Here is a 23,059-nt window from a genome sequence, read left to right as displayed (position 1 = left end):
CCTCCGTTCGGAGCGGGGGATCAGTGTGAGGAGTAGAGGACGAAGACGTTTCCTGACGGGTCGCGCAGTACGGCTCTGATCTCGTGCGGCCCGGCCTCCGGCTCCCGTACGAGCTCGGCTCCGGCCCCCGTCAGCTCGCCGGCGGTCCGTGCGACGTCGTCCACCCGGTACGAGGGCGCGGTGACCTCGCCCGCCACCCGCTCCTCGGCCGCGACCAGCGCGACCGTGGCGCCCCCGCCGTCCAGGGCGGCGAACCGGTCGCCGTCGCGGAACCTGACCGCCAGCCCGAGCGTCCCCGAGTAGAAGGCGATCGCCGTCTCCAGGTCGTCCACGGGGATCAGGACGTTGCCGAGCTTGCTCACGCGGGCCTCCACTGGGGCAGGTCGTCGACGAAGGTCACGCGCACCGGCATGCCGATCCGCACCAGGTCCGGCGGGCACTCCACGACCTGCCCGAACGCCCGTACCCCTTCGGGAAGGTCGATCCAGGCCAGCACGTACGGCTCCCGCCCCCGGAACTCGGGCACGAACGAGCGGTGCACGACCGTGAAGGTGTGCACCGTGCCGTCGCCGGAGACGGGTTCGTAGGGAAGGTCGGTGCCGCCGCAGCCGGGGCACTCGGGGGCGGGCAGGTGCACCCGCCGGGCGCAGGCGGCGCAGCGTTGGACGACCAGCTCGCCGCGACGGCAGGCGTCCCAGTAGGCGAGCGTGTCGCCGGTCATCGATCCGGTCATCGATCGCCAAGCTAGCGCACGCTTGGTTACCTCACAAGATGCCGTCCACGCCGGTTCGCCCGGGGCCGGGCCCGTCCACGGTGGGCCGCTCGGAGTCCTGCGGTCTCTCCGGGGCAGGGTCCGGGGTCGCGCTGGAGGTGGGAGCGCAGGAGGGCAGATCGATCCGGACGGTCCGGGAGGGCATGTCGCCCGCGGGGACCGTACTGACCGTCACCAGCCGGGTGACGCGCTCCCCGCAGCGGGGCAGCTCGGCGAACTCCCCCCGCACCTCCCGCGTGTACTCGGTGGCGCCGGACAGCTCCAGCTCCCGGGTGCCGCCGGTCACCGCGCCGTCGAGCCGCTGGGCGAACCCGAGCCGCACGGTCACCGGCGCGGTGCCCGAGGTCCTGACCAGGAAGCCGACGGTGGTGCCGTCGAAGGCGGTGATGGAGACCGAGGGCGGCGGACACGGCTCGCCGTGGACCTCCTGGGTGCGGACGGCGGTCCCGCCCGAGGAGCGGGGCGAGGTTTCGGCCGTGACCCGGCGGTAGAGGGTCTGCCCGCAGGCCGGAACCGTGAAGGCGTGCGGGACGGTGTACGAGTAGGCCGCGGACCCGTCGAGGACGGAGGTGCGCGGGGGCGCCTGGACGAGCCGGTCGCGCTCCGGCCCCTCGGCGAACGTGACGGTCACCGCGACGCCCGCCGCGGTGGAGGCGCGGAAGGCGACCGTGGTGCCGTTCGCGTCGATTCCCACGATCCGCAGCCCGCCGACCGTGTGCGCGGGCTCCGGCGGCGTCACCGTCACGGTCGGCGCGGGTGTCGGGGGGCGCGTGGCGGTGGGCGTCGGCGGCCTCGGCGTGGGGGTCGGTGTGGCTTTCGGCGTGGCCTTCGGTGTGGGCTTCGGGGTGGGCTTCGGCCGGGAGGTGGAGGACGCGGGGTCCACGGTCCGGCTCGGCATCGGCGAGGGGAACGTGACGGGGGCCGTGTTCTCCGCGGGGGGCACGGGCCGCCCGACGGCGGCGCTTCGCGAGGGGCTCGGCCCGACGGACGGCTCCGGCGGCTCCGGCGCCCTGCTCCGTCCCGCCGGGGTCTCCTCGGTGACCACCGAACCGGGCGGCGGGGTGAAGATCGTGTCGGCGGAGAGCCGGTCATGCGGCCGGTTGGCCGCGACCACACCGGCGGCCATCGCCACGGTGACCACCCCGAGCCCGGCCAGCGTCCTGGGGCCCAGCCGGGGACGGCGCACCCGCCCCATCCGGCCGAGCACGGTCTGGGCCACCGAGGAACTCGCCCCCGGCGCGGGCTTGGCCAGCGGGAACGCCAGTGCCAGCAGCGTGGCGAGCTCGGCCAGGTGCCGCCGCCCGCGCTGCTCCCACTCCGGCCCGTACGCCGACAGCGCCGCGGTCTCCAGCTCCTCCAGGAACGCCCGCGCGCTCTGCGGCCGGTCGTCCGGGTTCTTGGCCATGCCCCGCATGACCAGGGCGCGGACCGAGCCGGGCACCTCCGTCACCGGGATCGGCGCGGTCAGGTGCCCGTGCATCAGCGCCGCGCGGTGATCCGCCAGGTACGGCCTGTGCCCGGTGAGGCACTCGAAGAAGACGCAGGTGGCCGCGTAGACGTCGGTCGCGGCACTCGCCGCGGCTCCCTCCCACTGCTCGGGAGCCATGTAGGCGGGGGTGCCGGCGGTGATGCCGGTCTCCCCGACATGGGCGGCGATGCCGAAGTCCGCCAGCTTGCTGCCGCCGTCGGCCTGGACCAGCACGTTCTCCGGCTTGTAGTCGCGGTGCACGACCCCGGCCGCGTGCGCGAAGGCCAGGCCGAGCAGCGAGCCCTTGAGCACGGTCAGCGCCGCCTCCGGGCTGGTGCTGCCGTGCTCGGCCAGGATCCGCCTGAGCGCGACCCCGTCGACCAGCTCCATCACGATCGCGGCTTCGAGCACGTCCTCGTAGTACTCGTACAACTGGACCACGTTCGGGTCCTGCAGCTCCACCATGACGCGCGCCTCCGCACGGAAGCGCGCCAGGAAGCGGTGGTCGTCCTTGAGCGTCGCGTTGAGATATTTGATGGCCACGTAGGCACCGGTGGCGGCGTACGTGGCCAGTACCACGCGCCCGCCCCCGCCGACGCCGAGTTCCCGAATCTCGCGGTATCCCGGAACCATCCAGCTCCCTTCCGAGTGCCGTCGACTTGTTCGACGGTCTCACCCATGGGGTTGGTTGTCACGGTTGGTCAACTTTTGCGAAGGGTAACGATCGGGATCGTGCTCGGTGGTCGATCCGGTCGCGTGTTAGGCTCCGATCGTTAACCAAGCAAGCGCTCGGGTTAGTGGAGGTCGCATGGCCGTCGATCTGGGCGCGCTCGCCGCGCCGGACCGCAGCGCGGTGCTGGTGATGGAGATGCAGCGCGGCGTCGCCGGAGATCTCGCGAGGTTCCCGGACCTGGTGGAGGTGTGCGCCCGGCGCGACGTGGTGGCCAACGCCGCCGCGGTCCTGGCCGCGGCCCGCGCGGCCGGGGTGCCGGTGATCCACTGCACCGCGGCCTTCCGTGCCGACCGCGCCGGATCGCACACCGCGAACAGCCCCTTCATCGCGGCCCTGCTCAAGGACCCCGCGCACATGCTGGAGGGCAGCGGGGCGGTCGAGGTGCTGCCCGGCCTGCGCGATCCCGGCGACCTGGAGTCGCGCCGCCACCACGGCTTCTCGCCCTTCACCGGGACGTCGCTGGACATGACCCTGCGCTCGCTCGGCGTCTCGACGGTCGTCGCCGTGGGGTTCTCCCTCAACCTCGGCATCCCCGGGCTCGCCCTGGAGGCGGTCAACCTCGGCTACCGGGTGGCGGTGGTGACCGACGCCGTGGCGGGAGTCCCCGACGACTACGCGCAGGCGGTGCTGAGGCACACCGTGAGCCTGCTCGCCGCGCGGGTGCGGGCCGCCGACATCGTGGAGGTCTGGAAGTGATCGACGGCCTGAGGCTGGACGGACGCACGGCGGTGGTGACCGGGGGAGCCGGGGCGATCGGCGCCGCGGTCTGCCGCGACCTCGCCGCGCTCGGGGCCGGGGTCGTGGTGGCCGACGTGGACGAGTCCGGCGCCGCGGCGGTCGCCGACGAGCTGAACAGCGAGTCGATCGGCCTGGGCCCCGGGGCCGGGGTGCCGAGGGGGCCGAGGGCCCCGGCCACGGCCCTGCGGGTCGACCTGGCGGACCCGGCGTCCATCGAGGACTTCTGCGGGCGGGCCGGGCCGGTGGACATCCTGGTCAACAACGCCGGGGTGTCGATCGTCGAGCCGTTCGTCACCGGCGACCCCGAAGGCTGGGAGCTGATGTGGCGGGTCAACCTGCGCGCCCCGATGCTGCTCACCCGCCTCCTGCTGCCCGGGATGATCGAGCGCGGCTGGGGCCGCCTGGTCTTCGTCTCCTCGGACGGGGCGCGGGCCGGCTCCGGCGGCGAGGGCGCGTACGCCGCGACCAAGGCGGGACTGTTCGGCCTGGCCAAGACCCTGGCGAGGGAGGCGGCCCGGGGGAACGTCACCTCCAACGTGGTCTGCCCGGGGCCCACCGACACCCCGATGCTCCGCCGGGTGGACGCGGAGAGGCCGGGACTGGTCGACAGGATCGCCAGGGGCATCCCGCTGCGCCGTCTGGGCGCCCCCGAGGACGTCGCCGGGATGGTCGCCTACCTCTGCACCGACAGGGCCGCCTACGTCACGGGCCAGACCCTGTCGGTCAGCGGCGGCGTCACGATGCATTGACACCCCGGACGAGGGGCCGACGGCGGCACCCGGGAACCGGTCCCGCCGACCGGCGGGAGCGTCGCGACACGGCCCTCCCGCCGGGGGCGCCGCCGGAGTCCTCCCCGGAGGCGTCCCCGCGGGGTTCAGCGCGTGGGGCGGCCCTGGGGGAGCGACTCGTAGACGGCCTCGGCCAGGCGGTAGGCGCGGAGGCTGCCGGAGACGGCGCCCGCCATCCTGTTCATCGTGTACGCCATGCCCAGGCCGTGCTCGGCGTCGCCGAGGCCCAGCGACCCGCCGAGACCGGTGTGGCCGAAGGCGGTCTCCGCGCCGCCGGCGGGGGTGAGGAAGGTCATCGCCGGACGCATGTAGCCCAGCCCGAAGGAACTGTCGATGAACATCACCCTGTCCGGGCCGTGCACCCTCCTGCGCGTCGCGTCGCGCAGGGTCTCCGGGCCCACGATCCGCCCCGCCACCAGGTCGCGGTAGAACCCGGCCAGTCCCCGGGCGCTGGTGACGGCGCCCATCGCGGGCCAGCCGGCCCGCAGGACGACCGGATTGTTGGCGCCGCCGGGCAGCCGGTGGATCGGCGGGTTGCCCAGCGCCCGGTTCATCAGGCTGTTCCTGTCGAGCGAGGCCCTGGCCATCTCGTAGACCGGGTCCCCGGGTCCGTGTCCCGGCAACTCCGCCGCCGTGGAGACCGTCGCGGGACCGCCTGCCGCGCCGTCACCGGCCCGCCCGTCCGCCGCGGCCCGCGCGGTGCCGGTGACCTGTCCGGCCTGATCCGCCGCGCCCGCCGGCGCGGATTCGGCGGATGCCGGGGCGGAGGGCCTCGCGCGCTCCCGGGCGGACAGCCGGGCCGCCCGCTCGACCGCGTCGTCACCGGCGCCAACCTGGAGCTCCAGATCGAGCGGCCCGGAGATCTCCGCGGCCACCAGCTCGCCCACGGAGCCGCCCGACACCCTGCGGACCACCTCGCCGACCAGGAACCCGTACGTCAGCGCGTGGTAGCCGTGCGCGGTGCCCGGCTCCCAGATCGGCGCCTGGCCGGCCAGCCGGTCGGCGATGGCGGCCTGGTCGCCGAACTCCTCCACCGGGACCTGCTCCTCGATCACGGGCAGCCCCGCCTGGTGGGTGAGCAGGTGCTCGACGGTGACGCGCTCCTTGCCGTGCCGCGCGAACTCCGGCCAGACGTCCGCGACCGGGGCGGCGACGTCGAGCAGCCCGCGCTCGGCCAGCAGCAGCGCGACCGTCGCGGTCACCGCCTTGGTGCACGAGTACGCCAGCACGGGGGTGTCACGCTCCCAGGGCCGCCCGCTGTGGCGGTCGGCGACCCCGCCCCACAGGTCCACGACGGGTTCGCCGTCCAGGAAGACCGCGAACGCCGCGCCCAGTTCCTCGCCGCCGGCGAAGTGCGCGTCGAACACCTCCCGCACCCGGGAGAACCGGGGATCGCAGTGCCCGTACGTGTCCGCCCGACCCTCGATCACACCGTCCGCAGTCATCGTCCGTCCCCGCATCTTTAGAAAGTGAGCACTTGCTTGGTAGCCGAGCCTAACAACTGGGGCCGATTCGGCCCAGGAGACCAGCGTGGCACCCTCAACCTACTGACCCCCGGCACGGTCCTGGCCGCCCTCGCCTCCGCCGTCACCGGCCAGGTGATCAGCCTGGCCATGCCCATCAGGGGCGCCACCTCCTCGCCCGCCCCCACGACGGTCCCGCACCTGCGGGGCCGCCCGCTGCCGCAGCACTTCATGTCCGTGGACGGCGGCGACTACGCGGCCGGCACCCGCCCGATCGGGGCCGGGCTGCGGATGGCCGACGACGCCCTGATGGTCACCCAGCACGGCACCACGACCCATATGGACGCGCTCTGCCACATGTGGGCGGGGGAGGAGCTCTACAACGGGCACCCCGCCGCCAGGGTCAGGTCCTACGGGGCCACCCGCTGCGGCATCGAGACCGCGGGCGGGGTCGTCGCCCGGGGGGTGCTCTTCGACGTCCCCCGCCATCTCGGCCTCGACCACCTGCCGGTGGACTTTCGCGTCTCCGGCGACCTGCTGGCGGAGATCCACGACGATGTGCGCCCCGGCGACGTGGCGGTGGTCCGCACCGGATGGCCGCTGGTCTGGGAGGGGTCGCCGCAGGACTACTGGGCGGGCCAGCCGGGCCTGTCCGCGGACGGCGGCAGGTGGCTCGCCGCCCGCGACGTCGCCGTGGTCGCCTCGGACAACGCCGCCATCGGGGGCCTCAACGCCCGCCAGCTCGCCGACGAGGACCTGGCGGACGATCTGCACCTGATCCTGCTCTGGCGGCACGGCATCCACCTGGCCGAGATGCTCTCGCTGGAGGAACTGGGCGCGGCCTGCGCCGGCCGCGGCGGCGGGGAGTTCGTCTTCGTCGCGGCCCCGCTGAGGATCGAGGGGGGCACGGGAAGCCCGATCAACCCGCTGGCGATCCTCTGAGGGGGCCGTTTCCCGGGCACCGGGACATTTGTCGTCGAGCATTCCGTACCGATGGATCTGCCCGGTCCGGCCGGCCCTTGACAGCGTGGAGGGCATGACAGGAAAACTGACGGCCGCCCTGGTGGCGGCGGTCCTGCTCTCGGCGTGCGGGGGCGCACCGAGGGCGGGGACGCCGGAGAAGGACGGCGGGAACGGCGGGAACAACGGCGGGAACACGGTGCGGACCGATGCCGGAGCCGTGCGGGGTACGGTGACCGCCGAACACCGGATCTTCCAGGGCATCCCCTACGCGGCCCCGCCGGTCGGCGAACTGAGGTGGAGTTCTCCCCGGCCGGTCGCCCCCTGGCCGGGAATCAGGGACGCCACCCGGCCGGGCGGCAGGTGCCCCCAGGTCGGGAGCGACTACGCGAAGGTCGCCGGCTCCGACGAGGACTGCCTGTTCCTCAACGTGACGGCGCCGCGCACCCCGGCCCCCTCGGGCGAGGGCAGGCCGGTCATGGTGTGGATCCACGGGGACGGGGCCCTGGGCTCGGGAGACCTCACCGACGTGCGGGCCATGGTCACCAGGGGGGACGTGGTGGTCGTCACGATCAACTACCGGCTCGGGGTGTTCGGCGGGTTCGGCTACCCGGGGCTCGCGGGTTCCGGCACCTACGGGCTGCAGGACCAGCAGGCGGCCCTGCGCTGGGTACGCCGCAACGCCGCCGCGTTCGGCGGGGATCCGGGGAACGTGACGGTGTTCGGCGTCTCGTGGGGCGCGCTGAGCATCGGCGGGCACCTGACCTCGCCGGGGGCCGAAGGGCTGTTCGACCGGGCCGTCCTGCAGAGCGGCGAGGGGATGATGGACATGCTCGCCGGGAGCATGGGCGAGGGCGTGCCCGGCTACCCGGCCTTTGCCTGGCGCACCGCCGGAGAGGTCGAGGAGATGGGCGGGTACGTGGCCCCGATGCTCGGCTGCGAGGACCTCCGGTGTCTGCGCGCCCTGCCGGTGGAGCGGATCCTCAAGGTCCCGCAGATCATGAACATGTTCCAGAGCTACGCGTACGGGAACGAGACGCTGCCCCGGTTGCCGTCCGCGGAACTGCGGGCGGGTCGCGGGCACCCGGTCCCGGTGATCTCCGGGGCGACCCGCGATGAGCATCGGCTCTTCGTCGGCATGCGGTACGACCTGGCGGGCAGGCCGATCACCGCCAGGGGTTACGGCAGGTTGCTGCGCACCGCCTTCGGCGCGGACGCGGCGCGGGTGGCCGCGGAGTACCCGCCCGCCGGGTACGGCTCGCCGTCGCTGGCCTGGGCCGCCGTGATCACCGACAGGATGTGGGCTCGCGCGACCTTCGAGCAGAACAGGCTGCTCAGCCGGAAGGCCCCCCTCTACGCCTACCGGTTCGCCGACCGGCGGGCCCCGATGTTCCTGCCGCTGAGGACGGACTTCCCCTTCGGCGCCTTTCACGCGGCTGACCTGCCGTACCTGTTCGCCGAGCGGAACGTCACACTGACCCCGGCGCAGCGGAGGCTGTCCGACCAGATGATCGCCTACTGGACCAACTTCGCCCGCACCGGCGATCCCAACGGCGCGGGACTGCCCCGCTGGGAGCGTTTCGACGGCGCCGCGCGCGTCCCGTACACCCAGTCACTGGAGCCGGGCGCGGTGTGGCCCGTCGACTACGCCGCCGACCACAACCTCGCCTTCTGGCCGTCACCGTCCTGACCGTCACCGTCCTGACCGTCACCGTCCTGACCGGATCAGGCCGGGAGGGCGGCGGGCGGAGCGGTGCCTTCGAGACGGTTCCACGGGTCTGTGCCGGACGTGGCGATTCCCCGTGCGACCTGGGAAACTCTCCTCGCGTCCGGCGCGGGTGCGGCGCGCCCCCGCCGGGCAGGAGTGTGCTCGGTGGGCATTGTCCGCGAGTGGCTAGAGTAGTAGTTGTACTAACATTTGAAATTACTTCCCCGGGGAGAAGCATGAGCCGTCCACAGCGGGGGACCCTCCGTGATGTGCGGAAGGGCAACCGGTCCGTGGTCCTGTGGACGTTGTATTTCGCCAACGAGCTGAGCAGGCACGACCTGGCCCAGGCCACTGGTCTCAGCGCCGCGACGGTCAGCAACGTGATCGGCGGCCTCATCGCGGACGGCATCGTGGTCGAGACCGGTTCCGTCGACTCCGACGGCGGGCGGCCGCGGATCATGCTCAGGGTCGACCCCTCGTACGGGTACGTGGTCGGGGTGGGGGTCGGGGAGACCCGCGTCCGCGTCGAGCTGTACGACCTGGCGATGCGGGAGCGGGCGAGGAAGGAGTTCGCCCTCGACCCGAGCCACCACGAGCCCGCCGTGGTGGCCCGTCACATCCTCGACGGGCTGGAGGCGGTCCTGTCGGAGGCGGGGGCGGACGAGTCCGAGGTGCTCGGCATGGGGCTGGGCGTCCCGGGTGTCGCCGAGCAGGGGCCGGACCTGCTCATCCACGCCCGCGCGTTCGGCTGGGACGGCGTACCGCTGGGCGCGCTGCTGCGCGAGGGCACCTCGATCCCGGTCTTCGCCGACAACGGGGTCAAGACCACCGGCCAGGCCGAGCTCTGGTTCGGGGCGGGCAAGGGCGCCCAGCACCTGGTCATGACCTTCATCGGCACCGGCGCCGGGGCGAGCGTCATCAACGGCGGCGTCACCTACCGGGGAACGGCGAACGGCGCGGGGGAGTGGGGCCATACGAAGATCGTCCTCGATGGGCGCCCCTGCCGCTGCGGCAGCCAGGGCTGCCTGGAGGCGTACGTCGGCGCCGAGGCGATCCTCGCCGGCGCGGGCAGGGAACTGGGGGACGACGACGAGGAGAGCGTCTTCGCCGCGCTTCTCGCCGACCCGCTGGCCAGGCCCGCGTTCGAGGAGGCCGTCCGCTGTCTCGGGGCGGGGCTGGCCGACCTCATCAACCTGTTCAATCCCGAGCGCGTCATCCTCGGCGGCTGGGCCGGGTCCCTGCTCGGGCGGGAGTTCCTCACCGAGATCCGTGCCGCCGCCGCCAGGTACGCCCTGCCCCTGCCCTTCTCGCAGGCGTCGATCGAGCTGGGCCGGCTCGGCCCCGAGGCGGTCGCCCTGGGCGCGGCCACCCTGGTCGTCGAGGACTTCCTGCTGCGCAGCCACGCGGTGCGCCCCGCGGGGCGGGACGAGACCCCGGCGCGGGCGGCCGGGCCCGCGCACGGCTGACCGGTCTCCGCGCCGGGTGCCGCGACCGTCGACCCCGCCCGGTACTTTTCCGGCGGCGATCACCGGTCCGCGGACCTGCGGCACCCACCGAGTACGAGCCCACCCGGGGCCCGACGCGGTGTCCCCGGGTTCCCCGGGCCTCTCCCGGGGACGGAGACGCGGGGAACGTCGCCTCAGATCCCGTTCCTGCCGATGACACCGCTGTACCACAGGGCGCTGTCCTTGGGGATGCGGCGTTGGGTGTCGTAGTCGACGCGGACCAGCCCGAACCGCTTCTCGTAGCCGTACGCCCACTCGAAGTTGTCCATCAGCGACCAGGCCAGGTAACCGCGCAGATCGGCTCCCTCGCCGATCGCCCGGTGGGCGGCGAGCAGATGGGTGCGCAGGTAGTCGACGCGCTCGGCGTCGGCCACCCGGCCGTCCTCGGCGGAGTCGTGGTAGGCCGCCCCGTTCTCGGTGATCATCAGCGGGGTGGCGGGATAGTCCCGCGCCAGCCGCACGAGGAGCCTGCGCAGGCCGTCGGCCTCGACGGGCCAGCCCATGGCGGTCACCGGCAGGCCGGGGTCGAGGTGTTCGACGCCTTCGGTGCCGGGGAAGCGGTCCGAGGAGGGCGTGCCCACCTTCGCCGCGACGAGGGTCGGCGCGTAGTAGTTGACTCCCAGCAGGTCGATCGGGGCGCCGATCAGCTCCTCGTCGCCGTCGGCGATGTGCTCCAGAGTGGTGAAGCGGGCCATGTGCTCCAGCATGTCGGCGGGGTAGCGGCCGTTGAGGATCGGGTCGAGGAAGATCCGGTTGTGCAGGCCGTCGACGAGCCCGGCCGCCGCGACGTCGTGCCGGTCCTGCGGGTCGCGGGGGGACACCGGGGTGAGGTTGACCGTGATCGAGATCTCCCGGGCTCCCGCCGCGCGCAGGGCGCGGGCCGCCAGACCGTGGCCGAGCAGCAGGTGGTGCGCCGCACGGAAGGCCGCGTCCGGCTCGGTCCTGCCGGGCGCCTGATCGCCGGTGGCGTACCCGAGGAAGGCCGAGCACCACGGCTCGTTGAGCGTGGTCCAGGTCCTGACCCGGTCTCCGAGCCGGTCGTACACCGCTCCGGCGTACTCGGCGAAGTGGTGGGCGGTCTCCCGCACGGTCCAGCCACCCCGGTCCTCCAGGCACTGTGGCAGGTCCCAGTGGTACAGGGTGACCATGGGCGCGATGCCGGCGGCCAGCAGGGTGTCCGTCAGCCGGTCGTAGAAGTCCAGGCCGAGGGGATTGACCGGCCCCGTGCCGTCGGGCCTGATCCGGGGCCAGGAGACGGAGAAGCGGTAGGTGTCGATGCCGAGGTCCCGCATGAGGGCCACGTCGTCGGCGTAGCGGTGGTAGTGGTCGCAGGCGATGTCGCCGGTCTGCCCGAGGTGCACCCGGCCGGGGGTCCTGGCGAAGGTGTCCCAGATGGAGGGGGTGCGGCCGTCCTCCGCGGCGGCGCCCTCGATCTGGTAGGCCGCGGTGGCGACCCCCCAGCGGAAACCGGGGGGGAACAGGGCCAGGCCGGTGCCGGTCCGGTCGTCGGTCTGGGTCATCCTTTGACTGCTCCTTGCGTGGTCACGCGGATGGGGCGCCTGTCGGGCGGCGTCGGGTCGACGATCGACGGCAGGGGTGCCGTTCCACCCTCCCGCGCTCTTCGGGCGCCCGAGGGGAGTGGTGGCCGCTCAACTTTGAATCTTAATTCATAATGAAATTTAAGTGGAAAAGCTCCGTCCGCGTCAAGACGGAGTCGCCGAGTCGTGCCGGAACGGCCGACGAGAGCCGGCTCCGGGGAGCCGGCTCTCGTCGCGGACCGCGCGGGACCGTCAGGTGCCGGGGTAGCCGCCCCCGCCGTGGGCGGCGTCGAGGGCGTCGTAGTCGGGGGTGAAGCCTTTCTTGGGAATGGCCGCCACGAAGTCCACCTGCCGTGGCTTCTTGTACGAGGCGAGGCCGCCCCGCACATGCTCGACGAGTTCCTCGGCGGAGGCGTCGGCCCCGTCCCGGAGGACCACGACGGCCTTCACCGCCTGCCGCCACCGCTCGTCGGGGACACCGATGACCGCGGCGTCGGCGACGGCGGGATGGGTTTTCAGCACCCGCTCGACCTCGGCCGGGTAGATGTTCTCGTTGCCGGACTTGATCATGCGGAGCCGGGGGCCGATGAAGGTGATCGTGCCGTCGGCCTCGCGGCGGCCGAGGTCGCCGGTGTGGTGCCAGCCCCCGCGGCTCTTCGCCTCATTGAGCTCAGGTCTGTTGAAATATCCGGAAAAAAGGGACTTGCCGCGGGCGCAGATCTCGCCCACCTCTCCCGCGGGCACCTCGTCGCCGTCAGGGGCGAGGATGCGCACCTGGACCAGCGGTGACGGCCGTCCGGCGAACCCCGAGGCACCCGGGGCGAGACCCAGGAAGGTCAGCATCCCGGCCACCTCCGTCTGCCCGTAGCCGCCCATCTTCGACCGGCACCAGGGGGAGTCGTCCACGCTCGTCATGGCGTCCCACTCGGCCGAGTGGGAGACGAAGCGGAGCGACGTCAGGTCGTACTTGCCGCCCTCGTTGGCCTTCACCACCGCGTCGATCATCTGCCCGAACAGGAACGCCTGGGTGACCTTCTCCGCGTCGACGAGGCGGCAGACCTCCTCGGCGTCGAAAGCCGGCGTGAACACGTTCGTCCCGCCGATCTGGAGTGTGGCCAGGCAGAACATCATCGTGCCCACGTGGAACAGCGGGCCGCTGTTCAGGAAGGTGAAGCCCGGCTCCATCTGCCGCACCACCAGCAGCGAGGTGCTGTGCGCGACCAGGGCGGCGCTGCTGAGCAGCGCCGCGTTGGGGCGGCCGTCGAAGGCGGCGGTGTAGAGCGCGAGCACCGGCGCAGTGTCGTCGGCGTCGTCGGCGTCGTCGGCGCCGTCGGCGAACCCGTCCGGCACGGCGTCCGGGGACCCGCCGGCCAGGAACGCCTCGTAGCCCGCCCCCGCGAGGATCCAGTCCTCGCCGCTCAGCGGGGCGGCGACCTCGGACTCCTCCCAGACGACGACCTTCGGAGCGAGGTCGGAAAGGACGAAGGAGAGCTCTTCGGCCGACTGCCGCCAGTTGGCCGGGCAGAGGATCGCGCCGAGCCTGGACGAGGCGAGCAGCAGTTCGAGCACCGCGTGGTCGTTCCTGCCCAGCCAGAGCACCCGCTCCCCGGCCGTCACGCCCCGCGCGGCCAGCGCGCCCGCCAGGCGGGTGACCCGCGCGTCCAGTTCGGGATAGGTGAGCCGCAGCTCGCCGTCCACCACCGCGGTCACCCCGGGGCGGCTGCGGGCGTGTTCGGCGAGGACGTCGGACAGGGTCAACTGGTGGATCATCGCGCCTCCTGGTGGGGGTGGCGTACGGCCCGCGCCCTCCCGCCTCGGCCGGTGCGAGCCGTACGGGGACGGATCATTTGAAGGCCGGCATGACCTCGGCGGCGAAGAACCGCATGACCTTCTTCATCTTCTCCAGCGGCATCGGCCTGGTGCTGCCGAAGTCACAGAGCAGGTTGGCGAATCCGGCGTCCCGCAGCAGCCGGATCTGGCCGATCACCCGCTCGGGGTCGCCGATGACCTCCAGCTGCTCCCAGCGGAAGTCGTTGGAGACCGAGCCGCCCTTGAGGTAGCGGTCCTGGTAGTACTCGAAGCCCTGTGCGGCCTTGCCGGTCCTGGGGTCGATCGGGGCGCTCTTCTCGTTGAAGATCCGGCTTCGGTCGAACCCCGCCTCGAACCTGGCCTGGTCCTCGCGGGCCGCCTCCGCCGTGGCGGCGACGTAGACGCTGCGCGCGACCACCAGCTCGTGCCCGGTCACGTCGTGCCCGGCCAGTTCCGCGGTCGTCCGCCAGGTCTCCGCCGCCTTGACCACCTTGCGGAACGGCGCCGCCGGGTCGGCCAGGATGGGCAGGCCGCGCTCGGCGTACATGGTCACGGTCTCCGGGGACACGGCGGCCACATGGATCGGCGGGGACGGGGTCTGGAGCGGCCGGGGGACGAGTTCGACCTCGGTGCCGGTCCGGTAGAACTTGCCCTCGTGCCGGAAGGCGGGGCTGCCCCAGAGGCCGAGGACGACCTCCAGCGCCTCGTTGAACCGGTCGCGGGCCTCGGCCAGGTCGATGCCGAAGCCCTCGAACTCGAAGCTCTGGTAGCCGCGCCCGATGCCCAGCTCCAGCCGCCCGCCGGAGAGCACGTCCACCATGGCCGCCTCCTCGGCGACGTGGATCGGGTTGTGCAGCGGCAGCACCACGATGCCGGTGCCCAGCCGGAGCCGCTCGGTGCGCGCGGCCATGTTGGCCAGCATGGTGAACAGGTTCGGGACCACTCCGTAGTCGCGGAAGTGGTGCTCGGCCAGCCGTACGCCGTGGAAGCCCAGCTCCTCGGCCAGCTCGACCAGTTCGAGATGGTAGTCGTAGACATCCTTGAAGCTCTGGCCGTCGAACCGGTGGAAGAGATGGAAGGTCGAGAACTTCATCGGCTTGTCCCCTGGCGGTCGTCTCCGGCTGTCCCGTTCCGCGGTCTCGGTCGCGGCAGGCCGCGCGAAACCAAGCGCTCGCTTGGGAAGCGTATCAGTTCTCCGCCTCCGGGGAAGTGCCGCGCCCGCCAGGAAACGACGGCCACGGGGTCGGGTAGTTTTCCGGGGTGACTGTCCTTCTGCCCGGTGTGGCGCTCACCGACCACGTGTTCACCGTTCCCCTCGACCACGCCGACCCCGGTGGCGAGACGATCGAGGTCTTCGCCCGGGAGGCGGTGGACCCGGCCAGGCGGCGGGATGACCTGCCGTGGCTGCTCTTCCTGCAGGGCGGTCCCGGCGGCAAGTCGCCGCGCCCGACCGCCGCGGAGGGGTGGCTGGGGCAGGCGCTGAAGACCCATCGCGTCCTCCTGCTCGACCAGCGGGGGACCGGCCGCAGCACCCCCGTCACCGCGAAGACGGTGCGCGGCACGGACGCCGAGCTCGCCGCCCGCCTCGGGCACTTCCGCGCCGACTCGATCGTGGCCGACGCCGAGCTGATCCGGCGAGAGCTCGCCGGTGACCGGCCGTGGGAGACCCTCGGCCAGAGCTACGGTGGCTTCATCACGCTGACCTACCTCTCGCTGGCCCCCGAGGGCCTGGCGACCTGCTACGTGACCGGCGGCCTGGCCGGGCTCGACGCCACCGCCGACGACGTCTACTCCCGCACCTACCCGCGGGTCCTGGACAAGGTGCGCCGCTACTTCGCCCGTTACCCGCAGGACTCGGGCCGCCTGGACGCGATAGCCGCCCACCTGCGCCTGCACGAGGTCTCGCTCCCCGACGGCGACGTGCTGACCGTACGCCGCCTGCAGACCCTCGGCATGTGCCTGGGGATGAGCGACGGCGCCGAATACCTGCACTGGTTGCTGGAGGAGGCCTGGACCGGCGGCAGGCTCTCCGACCTCTTCCGGTACGAGGTCATGATGGCCACCGGTTTCGTCGGCAACCCGCTCTACGCGGTCCTGCACGAGTCGATCTACGCCCAGGGCGCCGCCACGGACTGGGCCGCGCACCGGCTGCTGCCCGAGGAGTTCCACGAGGACGCGGGACCGACGCTCCCCACCGGGGAGATGATCTACCCCTGGATGTTCGACGAGATCGCCGCGCTCCGCCCCTTCAGGGGCGCCGCCGAGATCCTCGCCACCGTCTCCGGCTGGCCCGCCCTCTACGACCCGGCCCGGCTGGCCGCCAACCGGGTCCCGGTGGTCGCCGCCGTCTACTACGACGACATGTACGTCGACGAGGGGCTGTCCATGCGCACCGCGCGCGCGGTGGGCAACGTGCGGACCTGGGTGACCAACGAGTGGGAGCACGACGGCGTCCGGGTCTCCGGCGGCAAGGTCCTCGCCCGCCTGATGGACATCGCGGGCGGCGTCCACGGCTCCTGAGGCCCGGCGACCCCGGCGCCCGGCGGTGCCGGATCAGGCCGGGACGGACGTCTCGGTGACGGGGAGGCGCACCTGGAAGCGGGTGTCGCCGGGCTTCGACTCCACGCGCAGGTCGCCGCCGTGACGACCGGCGACGATGCGGAAGGAGATGTCCAGGCCGAGCCCGGTGCCCTCGCCCACCGACTTCGTGGTGAAGAACGGCTCGAAGATCCGCTCGCGCAGGGCCTCGGGGACGCCGGGGCCGGTGTCGCAGATCTCGATCAGCGCGATCGTGTCGTGTTCGAGGCGGGTGCGGACGGTCAGGACACCGCTGCCGGTCATCGCGTCCAGCGCGTTGTGGATCAGGTTGGTCCACACCTGGTTGAGTTCCCCCGCGTAGGCGGGGATGGGCGGCAGCCCGGGGTCGTAGTCGGTGGCGATGGTGATCCCCGGCGGGATCTTGCCGCGGAACATGGTGAGGGTGCTGTCGAGCAGCTCCCGCACGTCCACCGTCTGGTAGGGCGCCCGGTCCATCTGGGAGTACTGCTTGGCGGAGGCGATCAGCGAGGAGATCCGCTCGGTCGCGTCCGTCACCTCGTTCAGCATCTGGGAGATCTCGGTGGCCTCCGACAGCCAGTGCATCGCCGCGTCCAGGTGCCGGTCGCCGATCGCCTCGCGGACGGCGTCGAGCCTGCCGACCTCGAACCCGGCCGCCACCAGCGCCGGCGCGATCTCCCAGGCGTCCGAGACCCCGGCCTCCTCCAGCGCCTCGGACAGCTCGTCCTCGGCGTCGGAGGTCTCCAGCGGCGAGCGGGGCGGCGCCTTCGAGGTGCTGTCGGCGCACGCCTCCTGCAGGTCGACCAACTCGCGCAGCCGCTCGGGCTCGATGCCCTCCTCCGCCAGTGCGGCCAGCCGCCTGCGCGAACTCCGTACCTTCACCCGCAGGTCGTCCACGGCCCGTACCGCCGCCGCGGCCGGGTTGTTGAGCTCGTGGGTGAGCCCGGCGGTGATCGTGCCGAGCGCGGTCAGCCGCTGCCGCCGGTCGATGAGCTCCCGCTGCGCCAGCCCGCCCAGACGGGCCCCGTCCAGCAGATGCACCGCCATCGGGAACCACTCGGCCATGATCATGCCGTACTTCCTGGCCGGGAGCATGAACATGCGGGTCGGTTTGGTGGCGCGCAGCGAGTGGGCGTAGGTGGCCGGGGCGCGGTCGCCCAGGTAGGCCAGGACCGCGCCGGCGTAGACGCCGGGCTGCGAGGTCGGGGTCATCGTGACCGGTCCGGCGGGGGTCTCGGTGACCATCATCACCTCGCCGTCGATGAGCACGGCGAAGCAGTCGGCCGGATCACCCTGCCTGACGATCGGCTCGCCCGCCCCGTACTCCTCCTCGGTCCCGTGTTCGGCGAGCCAGCGGAGCTTGTCCTCGTCGAGCCTCTCGAAGAGGAACAGCCCGCGGAGCACATCCGTGTCGATCATGTGACCTCCTTGCCGATCAGGTCTTCTCCAGGTAGCGGTGGACGAGGGCCACGGCCATCGCGCCCTCGCCGACCGCGGAGGCGACCCGCTTGATCGAGTCGGCCCGGACGTCGCCGGCGGCGAACACCCCGGGAACGTTCGTCTCCAGGTGGTACGGCTCCCGCCGGAGCGGCCAGTTGCGCGGCCTGCTCTCGTCGGCGGTCAGGTCGGGGCCGGTCAGCACGAAGCCCCTGGCGTCGCGCTCGACGGTCTCGCCGAGCCAGTCGGTGAACGGCTCGGCGCCGATGAAGACGAACAGCCACTCGGCCCCGACCGTGCGCTCGCCGTCCGGGCCCTTCAGCGTGATCCGCTCCAGGTGCCCCTCGCCCTCGGCGCCGACCACCTCGGTCTCGGTGAGCACCTCGATGTTCGGGATCTGCGAGATCTGCTCGATCAGGTAGTGCGACATGGTCCGCTCCAGCCCGTCGCCCCTGACGACCAGGTGGACCTTGCTGGCGTACCCCGACAGGTAGACCGCGCCCTGCCCGGCGGAGTTGGCGGCGCCGACGATGTAGACCTCGCGGTCGGCGCACTCGGGTGCCTCGGTCACGGCCGCGCCGTAGTAGCAGCCGGAGCCGATGAAGTCGTCGAGGCCGGGGGCGTCGAGCCGCCGGTAGGAGACGCCGGTGGCCAGGATGACGGTGTGCGCCGCGATCGTGCCGCCGTCGGCGAAGCCGACCACCCGGGCCTGCCCCTTGACCTCAAGGCTGGTGACCGTGCGGGCGGTGAGCAGCTCGGCGCCGAATTTCAGGGCCTGGCGCCTGGCCCGGTCGGCGAGTTGCGCGCCGGAGACGCCGTCGGGAAAGCCCAGGTAGTTCTCGATCCTGGAGCTCTGGCCCGCCTGCCCGCCCGAGGCGTGCTGCTCGACCATCACCGTGCGCAGTCCCTCGGAGGCGCCGTAGACCGCGGCGCCCAGCCCGCCGGGGCCGCCCCCGATCACGATCAGGTCGTAGAAGTCGGTGGCCGGCGCGGTGGACAGCCCGACGGCCTGGGCCAGCTCGGACAGGCTCGGCGCGCTGAGTTTCGCGCCGTCGCCGGTGACGACCAGCGGCACCCTGGCCGGACCCGTGTCGGCCTTCTCCCCGGCCGCCGCGAGCAGCTCGGCGCCCTCGGGGGAGTCGTCCAGCATCCAGCGGTAGGGCACCTGGTTGCGCGACAGGAAGTCCCTGACCTCGTACGAGGGAGCCGACCAGCGCGCGCCCACCACCCGCAGCTCGTCGGACTCGCGCCGGTCGGTGCGCTGCCAGGCGTCGAGCTGGGCGTCCAGCACCGGGTAGAACTTCTCCTCCGGCGGATCCCACGGCTTGAGCAGGTAGTGGTCGAGGTCGACCACGTTGATCGCCTGGATCGCGGCCTCGGTGTCGGCGTAGGCGGTCAGCAGCACGCGGCGGGCGTACGGGTACAGGTCCATGGCCTGTTCCAGGAACTCCACGCCGTTCATCTGGGGCATCCGGTAGTCGGCGAGAATCGCCGCGACGTCGTCCCCGCGGAGCCGAAGTTCGCGGACGCTCTCGATGCCCTGGGCAGCGGTGTCGGCCCGGACGATCCGGTAGGAATGGCCATAGCGGCGCCGCAGGTCGCGCGCGACGGAGCGGGATACCCCCGGATCGTCGTCGACCGTCATGATGACCGGTTTATCCATCTGCTGTCTTCCCCCAAGATAGCGGCCCTCGATATGGGGATAATCCCTCCGAAGGATGTCATATTCGTGTTAAAGCAACCGTCCATCGGGCGTGGAATCGGGAGCACCGGGCATCCCGGCGGCGTGTAGCAGCGCGGTGGCGCAGCCGTGTCCGGTGAGGAAGCGCCTGAGCTCGGGGTCGCCGGCACAGAGCTCGCGCATGTTCTCGTGACCGATCCGGTCGGCGATGATCTGCAGGGCGATGTCCTGCCTGACGTACTGGACGGCCATCGCGACGACGGCCGGGTCCTCGGTGTAGACGCCCCACACGGTGCCGCCGGAGAAGCCGCCGACCAGGGTCTCCCGCCGGTCGCCGGTGACGACCAGCAGCCGGTGGTCCTGGCCCGCCTGGCCCGCCTGCCCCTCCTGCTCCTCGGCGGTCGCGCACGGGGAGGGGAAACGGTGCTCGTAGAAGCCGCCGACCGGCTTCCGCGCCGATCCGAAGTGCACCACCGCGGTCTCGACCCCGCGCTCGACGGCCCGCCCGACCAGCGGGGAGAGCCGCTCCATCTCCTCGGGCCAGATCGACAGGAACAGGTCGGTGCGCGCCTCGGCCACCACGTCCTCGGCCCGCGCGAGCAGTGCCTCCGAACCCTTGAGGCTGTGGATCAGGTGGGCCCTGGGGGACGCCACGATCACGGGCAGCGAGACCTCCAGCGACTCGATCGAGTCGTCGAACTCCCGGCGCATGCGTTCCAGCAGGGAGCGCGGTGGCAGCGGCAGGTAGTCGACGGTGTCGTCGGCGCCACGCAACTCGTAGGCCGCGCTCTTGGCCACCAGCTTGCCCAGGGTCGCGTAGACCATGCTGCGTGGCACGCCTGAACGCTTGGCGACCTCGTAGCCGTTGAGAGGCTTGCCGGCACCGACCAGGGTGACGTACGCCTTGGCCTCGTAGCCCGACATCCCCAAACGCTGTAATTGCTCCACTACGTCCTGCATCGCAGTTATGGTACGGCGCAAGCTACCCCTTTAGCGCTGTCCTAAAGCAGCTGTTTCGTGGGATTTTCGTCACGCACCCGGGTTGGCGGCCATCGGGTTTACCCGGCCGGTGAATCGCCTCCCCGTTTGTGGTTCCCACGTTCGAGACGGTCGCGGGCTTGGCGCCCGCCTGTATCGGCAGGGCGGGGCGAGAGGCCGTTCCCGCCGGGGTGGTAGGGGCGCGGAACCGGACGACGGACCGACCCGAGGGGCGGTATGCCGACATTTTGCTTTTATTTGGGGTTTGATATTTCGGTCCACCGGCGCCGGCCACCGTGCGGTCGCCGCCGGGGAAAGCGGAAGGCCGCGGACGCCCCCGGCAGGACGTTCGCGGCCTTCGCGTTCTTCGGTCGGGATCAGACCTGCTCGGCCTTCTCCAGAGCGGAACAGCAGGTGTTCACGATGAGGCGGGTCACCAGGTAAGGGTCGACGTTGGCGTTCGGACGCCGGTCCTCGATGTAGCCCTTCTTCTCCACCTCGACCTGCCAGGGGATGCGGACCGAGGCGCCGCGGTCGGAGACGCCGTAGCTGAACTCGTTCCAGGGGGCGGTCTCGTGGAGGCCGGTGAGACGGTCCTCGATGCCGGCGCCGTAGTACTTGACGTGCTCCAGGGCGTTCGCCGCGAGGGCCTCGCAGGCGGTGATGATCGGGTCGTAGCCCTCGCGCATCGCCTTGGTGGAGAAGTTGGTGTGCGCGCCCGCGCCGTTCCAGTCACCCTTCACCGGCTTGGCGTCCAGGGTGGCGGCGATGTTGAAGTCCTCGGCGGTGCGGTAGAGCAGCCAGCGGGCGATCCACATGTGGTCGGAGACCTCCAGGGGGCCGGCCGGGCCGATCTGGAACTCCCACTGTCCGGGCATGACCTCGGCGTTGATGCCGGAGATGGCCAGGCCCGCCTCGATGCAGTAGTCGAGGTGCTTCTCGACGATCTCGCGGCCGAAGACCTCGTCGGCGCCGACGCCGCAGTAGTAACCACCCTGCGGAGCGGGGAAACCGCCGAGCGGGAAGCCGAGCGGACGACCCTCCTTGAAGAAGGTGTACTCCTGCTCGATGCCGAACCACGACTCCTGGGCGGCGTACCTCTCCGCGACCTCGGCGAGGGCCGCGCGGGTGTTGCTGGCGTGCGGGGTCATGTCGGGGTTGAGCACCTCGCACAGCACCAGCACGTTGCCGCCGCCGCGGATCGGGTCCGGGCAGGTGAACACCGGCTTGAGCACGCGGTCCGAGGAGGAACCGTCGGCCTGGTTGGTGCTGGATCCGTCGAAGCCCCAGATCGGGAGTTCGGCACCGTCCGCCATGACCTTGGTCTTTGAGCGGAGCTTGGCGGTCGGCTCGGTACCGTCGATCCAGATGTATTCGGCCTTGAAGGTCATCGGCGGAGTCCTTGAGGGTGGAGGTGTCTGCTGCCACCAAAGACTCGCAAGTCGCGATTTCGCAGCTGTTGCCCGTATGTGAACAGAGTGTTACCCGGCTTCATCCGGGCAGGCAGCGGCCGCCCGGAAAACCGCACATGCCGCTCTCTGCCCCTGTGAGCTGCCCTTTTGCCGGACGATCGGCGCGATGTGGCCGTCCACCGCGCGGGAGACGGCGTGCCGCGGAACGGCGGGCGGAGGTCGAGGGCGGCCGGCCCTTCGCCTCCGGGCCGGTCCGTCGCCCAGTTAACCGAGCAAGCGCTTGCCTAAGAGCGAGGGCCGCGTTACCGTGACGGGCGATGGCCGAGATCCGCCCGCGTCCACGACGTCCCGGCGGTCCACGGACGTCGTCCGCCGGGACGGATCGCGCCCCGTCTCGGCGGGCGACCCGATCTGTCAGGAGTCGGATGCGAGGTAGGGCGGCCGTCGCGGGCCTCGGGATGACGGCCCTGACGCGGGCCTCGGGCAGGACCGAGCTGGAACTCGCCGTCGAGGCGTCCCGCGCCGCGCTGGCCGACGCCGGCCTGGCGGCCGGGCAGGTCGACGCGGTCCTCAGCTACCACATGAACGACTCGGTCCCCGTGGTCGGTGTCGCGAGGGCACTGGGGATCGAAAGGCTGGGCTGGCACAACGACATCTCCGGCGGCGGCACCCAGGCGGCGTCCATCCTCGGCGACGCGGCGATGCTCATCGCCTGCGGCGTCGCGAGCAGCGTGCTGGTCTACCGGGCGCTGAACGGCCGCTCGGGCAGGCGCATGAACACCGTCTCCACCGGCCCGCAGGAGCGCTTCACGATCCCGTACGGCATGGCGGGACCGATCCCGATGTTCGCCCTGGCGGCGCAGCGCTACCTGCACGAGACCGGTCTGGGAGAGGAGCATCTGCACGCGGTGGTCGCCCAGTCGCGCGACAACGCCGCGGCCAACCCGCGTGCCCTGCGGCGCGATCCGCTCTCACTGGAGGAGTACCTGGCCAGGCCGTACGTCTGCGCACCGCTGCGGACCGTCGACTGCTGCCAGGAGACGGACGGCGCCTGTGCGCTGGTGATCCGCGACGCGCGGCTCGCCCCTGAGGCTCCCCGGATCCACGCCGTGGTCAGAGGAGGAGGGCCGGGCTGCTCGTCCATGGACCGTTCGCCCGACGTCACCGCGGTCTTCTCCGCCCATGTCGCGGCCCCCCTGTGGGAGACGTCGGGCATGCGGCCCCGGGACGTGGACGTCGCCCTGCTCTACGACGCCTACTCCTGGCTGGTGCCCCGGCAACTGGAGGACTTCGGCCTGGCCCGCCGGGCCGAGCTGGGCGAGTTCCTCCTCGCCCGCCACCACGCCCGGGTCAATCCGCACGGCGGCCTGCTGTCGGAGGGGTACGTGCACGGGCTGAACAACGTGGCACAGGCGGTGAGGGAGCTCAGGGCGGGTCGCGAGACCGCGCTGGTGACCGGGTTCGGCGGCAGCTACGGCAGCGCGGCCCTGCTGGTCCGTCCCGGCTGAGGTCA

The 23,059-nt window shown here is 72.1% G+C and carries 18 protein-coding genes; 7 read left to right on the top strand and 11 right to left on the bottom strand.

Annotated features, from left to right (window positions below; all coding sequences use genetic code 11):
* Positions 1–20 precede the first annotated feature (20 nt).
* Genes ACFQVD_RS21120 through ACFQVD_RS21110 form a run of 3 tightly spaced genes read right to left on the bottom strand, consistent with a single transcriptional unit; the run spans position 21 to position 2,873 of the window.
* Positions 21–362: a VOC family protein gene (locus ACFQVD_RS21120; protein ID WP_343966449.1), complete on the bottom strand. Its 342-nt coding sequence runs from the start codon at positions 360–362 to the stop codon at positions 21–23.
* Complete coding sequence (locus tag ACFQVD_RS21115; RefSeq protein ID WP_030904339.1) at positions 359–733, bottom strand: Zn-ribbon domain-containing OB-fold protein; 375 nt, start codon at positions 731–733, stop codon at positions 359–361. The genes ACFQVD_RS21120 and ACFQVD_RS21115 overlap by 4 nt, the downstream gene beginning before the upstream one ends.
* Before the next feature lie 31 nt (positions 734–764).
* Positions 765–2,873 carry a serine/threonine-protein kinase gene (locus tag ACFQVD_RS21110; RefSeq protein WP_343966445.1) on the bottom strand — a complete coding sequence of 703 codons (2,109 nt, stop codon included), beginning with the start codon at positions 2,871–2,873 and terminating at the stop codon, positions 765–767.
* Positions 2,874–3,048: 175 nt separating this feature from the next.
* On the opposite strand from ACFQVD_RS21110, the gene ACFQVD_RS21105 reads away from it, so the two are divergent.
* Together ACFQVD_RS21105 and ACFQVD_RS21100 are read left to right on the top strand one after the other, a co-directional pair.
* Entirely contained in the window at positions 3,049–3,669 is a 621-nt protein-coding gene (locus ACFQVD_RS21105) for an isochorismatase family protein (protein WP_343966442.1), read from the top strand.
* Positions 3,669–4,460, top strand: a complete 792-nt coding sequence (locus ACFQVD_RS21100; RefSeq protein WP_343966550.1) for an SDR family NAD(P)-dependent oxidoreductase — start codon at positions 3,669–3,671, stop codon at positions 4,458–4,460. Before ACFQVD_RS21105 ends, ACFQVD_RS21100 begins: the two co-directional genes overlap by 1 nt.
* A gap of 125 nt (positions 4,461–4,585) precedes the next feature.
* Here the strand turns inward: ACFQVD_RS21100 and ACFQVD_RS21095 are convergent, their stop codons facing one another.
* The gene (locus ACFQVD_RS21095; RefSeq protein ID WP_386271827.1) at positions 4,586–5,944 is read right to left on the bottom strand and encodes a serine hydrolase domain-containing protein; all 1,359 of its coding nucleotides are present in this window, start codon (positions 5,942–5,944) and stop codon (positions 4,586–4,588) included.
* Between the two features lie 36 nt (positions 5,945–5,980).
* Between ACFQVD_RS21095 and ACFQVD_RS21090 the strand changes: the two genes are divergently transcribed.
* The 3 genes from ACFQVD_RS21090 (at position 5,981) to ACFQVD_RS21080 (ending at position 10,096) form a co-directional block, all read left to right on the top strand.
* Positions 5,981–6,904 (top strand): cyclase family protein, encoded by a 924-nt coding sequence (locus ACFQVD_RS21090; RefSeq protein ID WP_343980426.1) that lies wholly within the window; start codon positions 5,981–5,983, stop codon positions 6,902–6,904.
* Between the two features lie 94 nt (positions 6,905–6,998).
* The gene (locus ACFQVD_RS21085; protein ID WP_343980429.1) at positions 6,999–8,612 is read left to right on the top strand and encodes a carboxylesterase/lipase family protein; all 1,614 of its coding nucleotides are present in this window, start codon (positions 6,999–7,001) and stop codon (positions 8,610–8,612) included.
* A 254-nt stretch (positions 8,613–8,866) separates the two neighbouring features.
* Positions 8,867–10,096 (top strand): ROK family transcriptional regulator, encoded by a 1,230-nt coding sequence (locus ACFQVD_RS21080; RefSeq protein WP_343980433.1) that lies wholly within the window; start codon positions 8,867–8,869, stop codon positions 10,094–10,096.
* Positions 10,097–10,269: 173 nt separating this feature from the next.
* Here ACFQVD_RS21080 and ACFQVD_RS21075 read toward each other — a convergent pair whose 3' ends face one another.
* The 3 genes from ACFQVD_RS21075 to ACFQVD_RS21065 form a co-directional block, all read right to left on the bottom strand.
* Positions 10,270–11,655, bottom strand: a complete 1,386-nt coding sequence (locus ACFQVD_RS21075) for a GH1 family beta-glucosidase (RefSeq protein ID WP_343980436.1) — start codon at positions 11,653–11,655, stop codon at positions 10,270–10,272.
* Between the two features lie 270 nt (positions 11,656–11,925).
* Positions 11,926–13,443: an AMP-binding protein gene (locus ACFQVD_RS21070; protein WP_343980439.1), complete on the bottom strand. Its 1,518-nt coding sequence runs from the start codon at positions 13,441–13,443 to the stop codon at positions 11,926–11,928.
* 73 nt (positions 13,444–13,516) lie between these two features.
* The gene (locus tag ACFQVD_RS21065) at positions 13,517–14,575 is read right to left on the bottom strand and encodes an LLM class flavin-dependent oxidoreductase (RefSeq protein ID WP_343980442.1); all 1,059 of its coding nucleotides are present in this window, start codon (positions 14,573–14,575) and stop codon (positions 13,517–13,519) included.
* A 167-nt stretch (positions 14,576–14,742) separates the two neighbouring features.
* Between ACFQVD_RS21065 and ACFQVD_RS21060 the strand changes: the two genes are divergently transcribed.
* Positions 14,743–16,002 carry an alpha/beta fold hydrolase gene (locus ACFQVD_RS21060; RefSeq protein WP_343980446.1) on the top strand — a complete coding sequence of 420 codons (1,260 nt, stop codon included), beginning with the start codon at positions 14,743–14,745 and terminating at the stop codon, positions 16,000–16,002.
* A gap of 33 nt (positions 16,003–16,035) precedes the next feature.
* Here the strand turns inward: ACFQVD_RS21060 and ACFQVD_RS21055 are convergent, their stop codons facing one another.
* From ACFQVD_RS21055 to glnII, 4 genes are all read right to left on the bottom strand, one after another.
* Positions 16,036–17,457, bottom strand: coding sequence for an ATP-binding protein (locus ACFQVD_RS21055; RefSeq protein WP_343980449.1), 1,422 nt, complete (start codon positions 17,455–17,457; stop codon positions 16,036–16,038).
* Positions 17,458–17,473: 16 nt separating this feature from the next.
* Complete coding sequence (locus ACFQVD_RS21050; protein ID WP_343980452.1) at positions 17,474–19,120, bottom strand: FAD-dependent oxidoreductase; 1,647 nt, start codon at positions 19,118–19,120, stop codon at positions 17,474–17,476.
* Between the two features lie 87 nt (positions 19,121–19,207).
* Entirely contained in the window at positions 19,208–20,116 is a 909-nt protein-coding gene (locus tag ACFQVD_RS21045; RefSeq protein WP_343980455.1) for a TrmB family transcriptional regulator, read from the bottom strand.
* Positions 20,117–20,511: 395 nt separating this feature from the next.
* Positions 20,512–21,525, bottom strand: coding sequence for a glutamine synthetase (gene glnII / locus ACFQVD_RS21040; RefSeq protein ID WP_343980458.1), 1,014 nt, complete (start codon positions 21,523–21,525; stop codon positions 20,512–20,514).
* Positions 21,526–21,971: 446 nt separating this feature from the next.
* On the opposite strand from glnII, the gene ACFQVD_RS21035 reads away from it, so the two are divergent.
* Positions 21,972–23,054: a thiolase C-terminal domain-containing protein gene (locus ACFQVD_RS21035; protein ID WP_343980461.1), complete on the top strand. Its 1,083-nt coding sequence runs from the start codon at positions 21,972–21,974 to the stop codon at positions 23,052–23,054.
* Positions 23,055–23,059: the final 5 nt, after the last annotated feature.

Origin of the sequence: Streptosporangium amethystogenes subsp. fukuiense, from assembly GCF_042665875.1 — a bacterium.
Lineage (GTDB): Bacteria > Actinomycetota > Actinomycetes > Streptosporangiales > Streptosporangiaceae > Streptosporangium > Streptosporangium fukuiense.
Note: the sequence above shows the minus strand (reverse complement) of the source record. Positions and strands in the feature narration are given on the sequence as shown.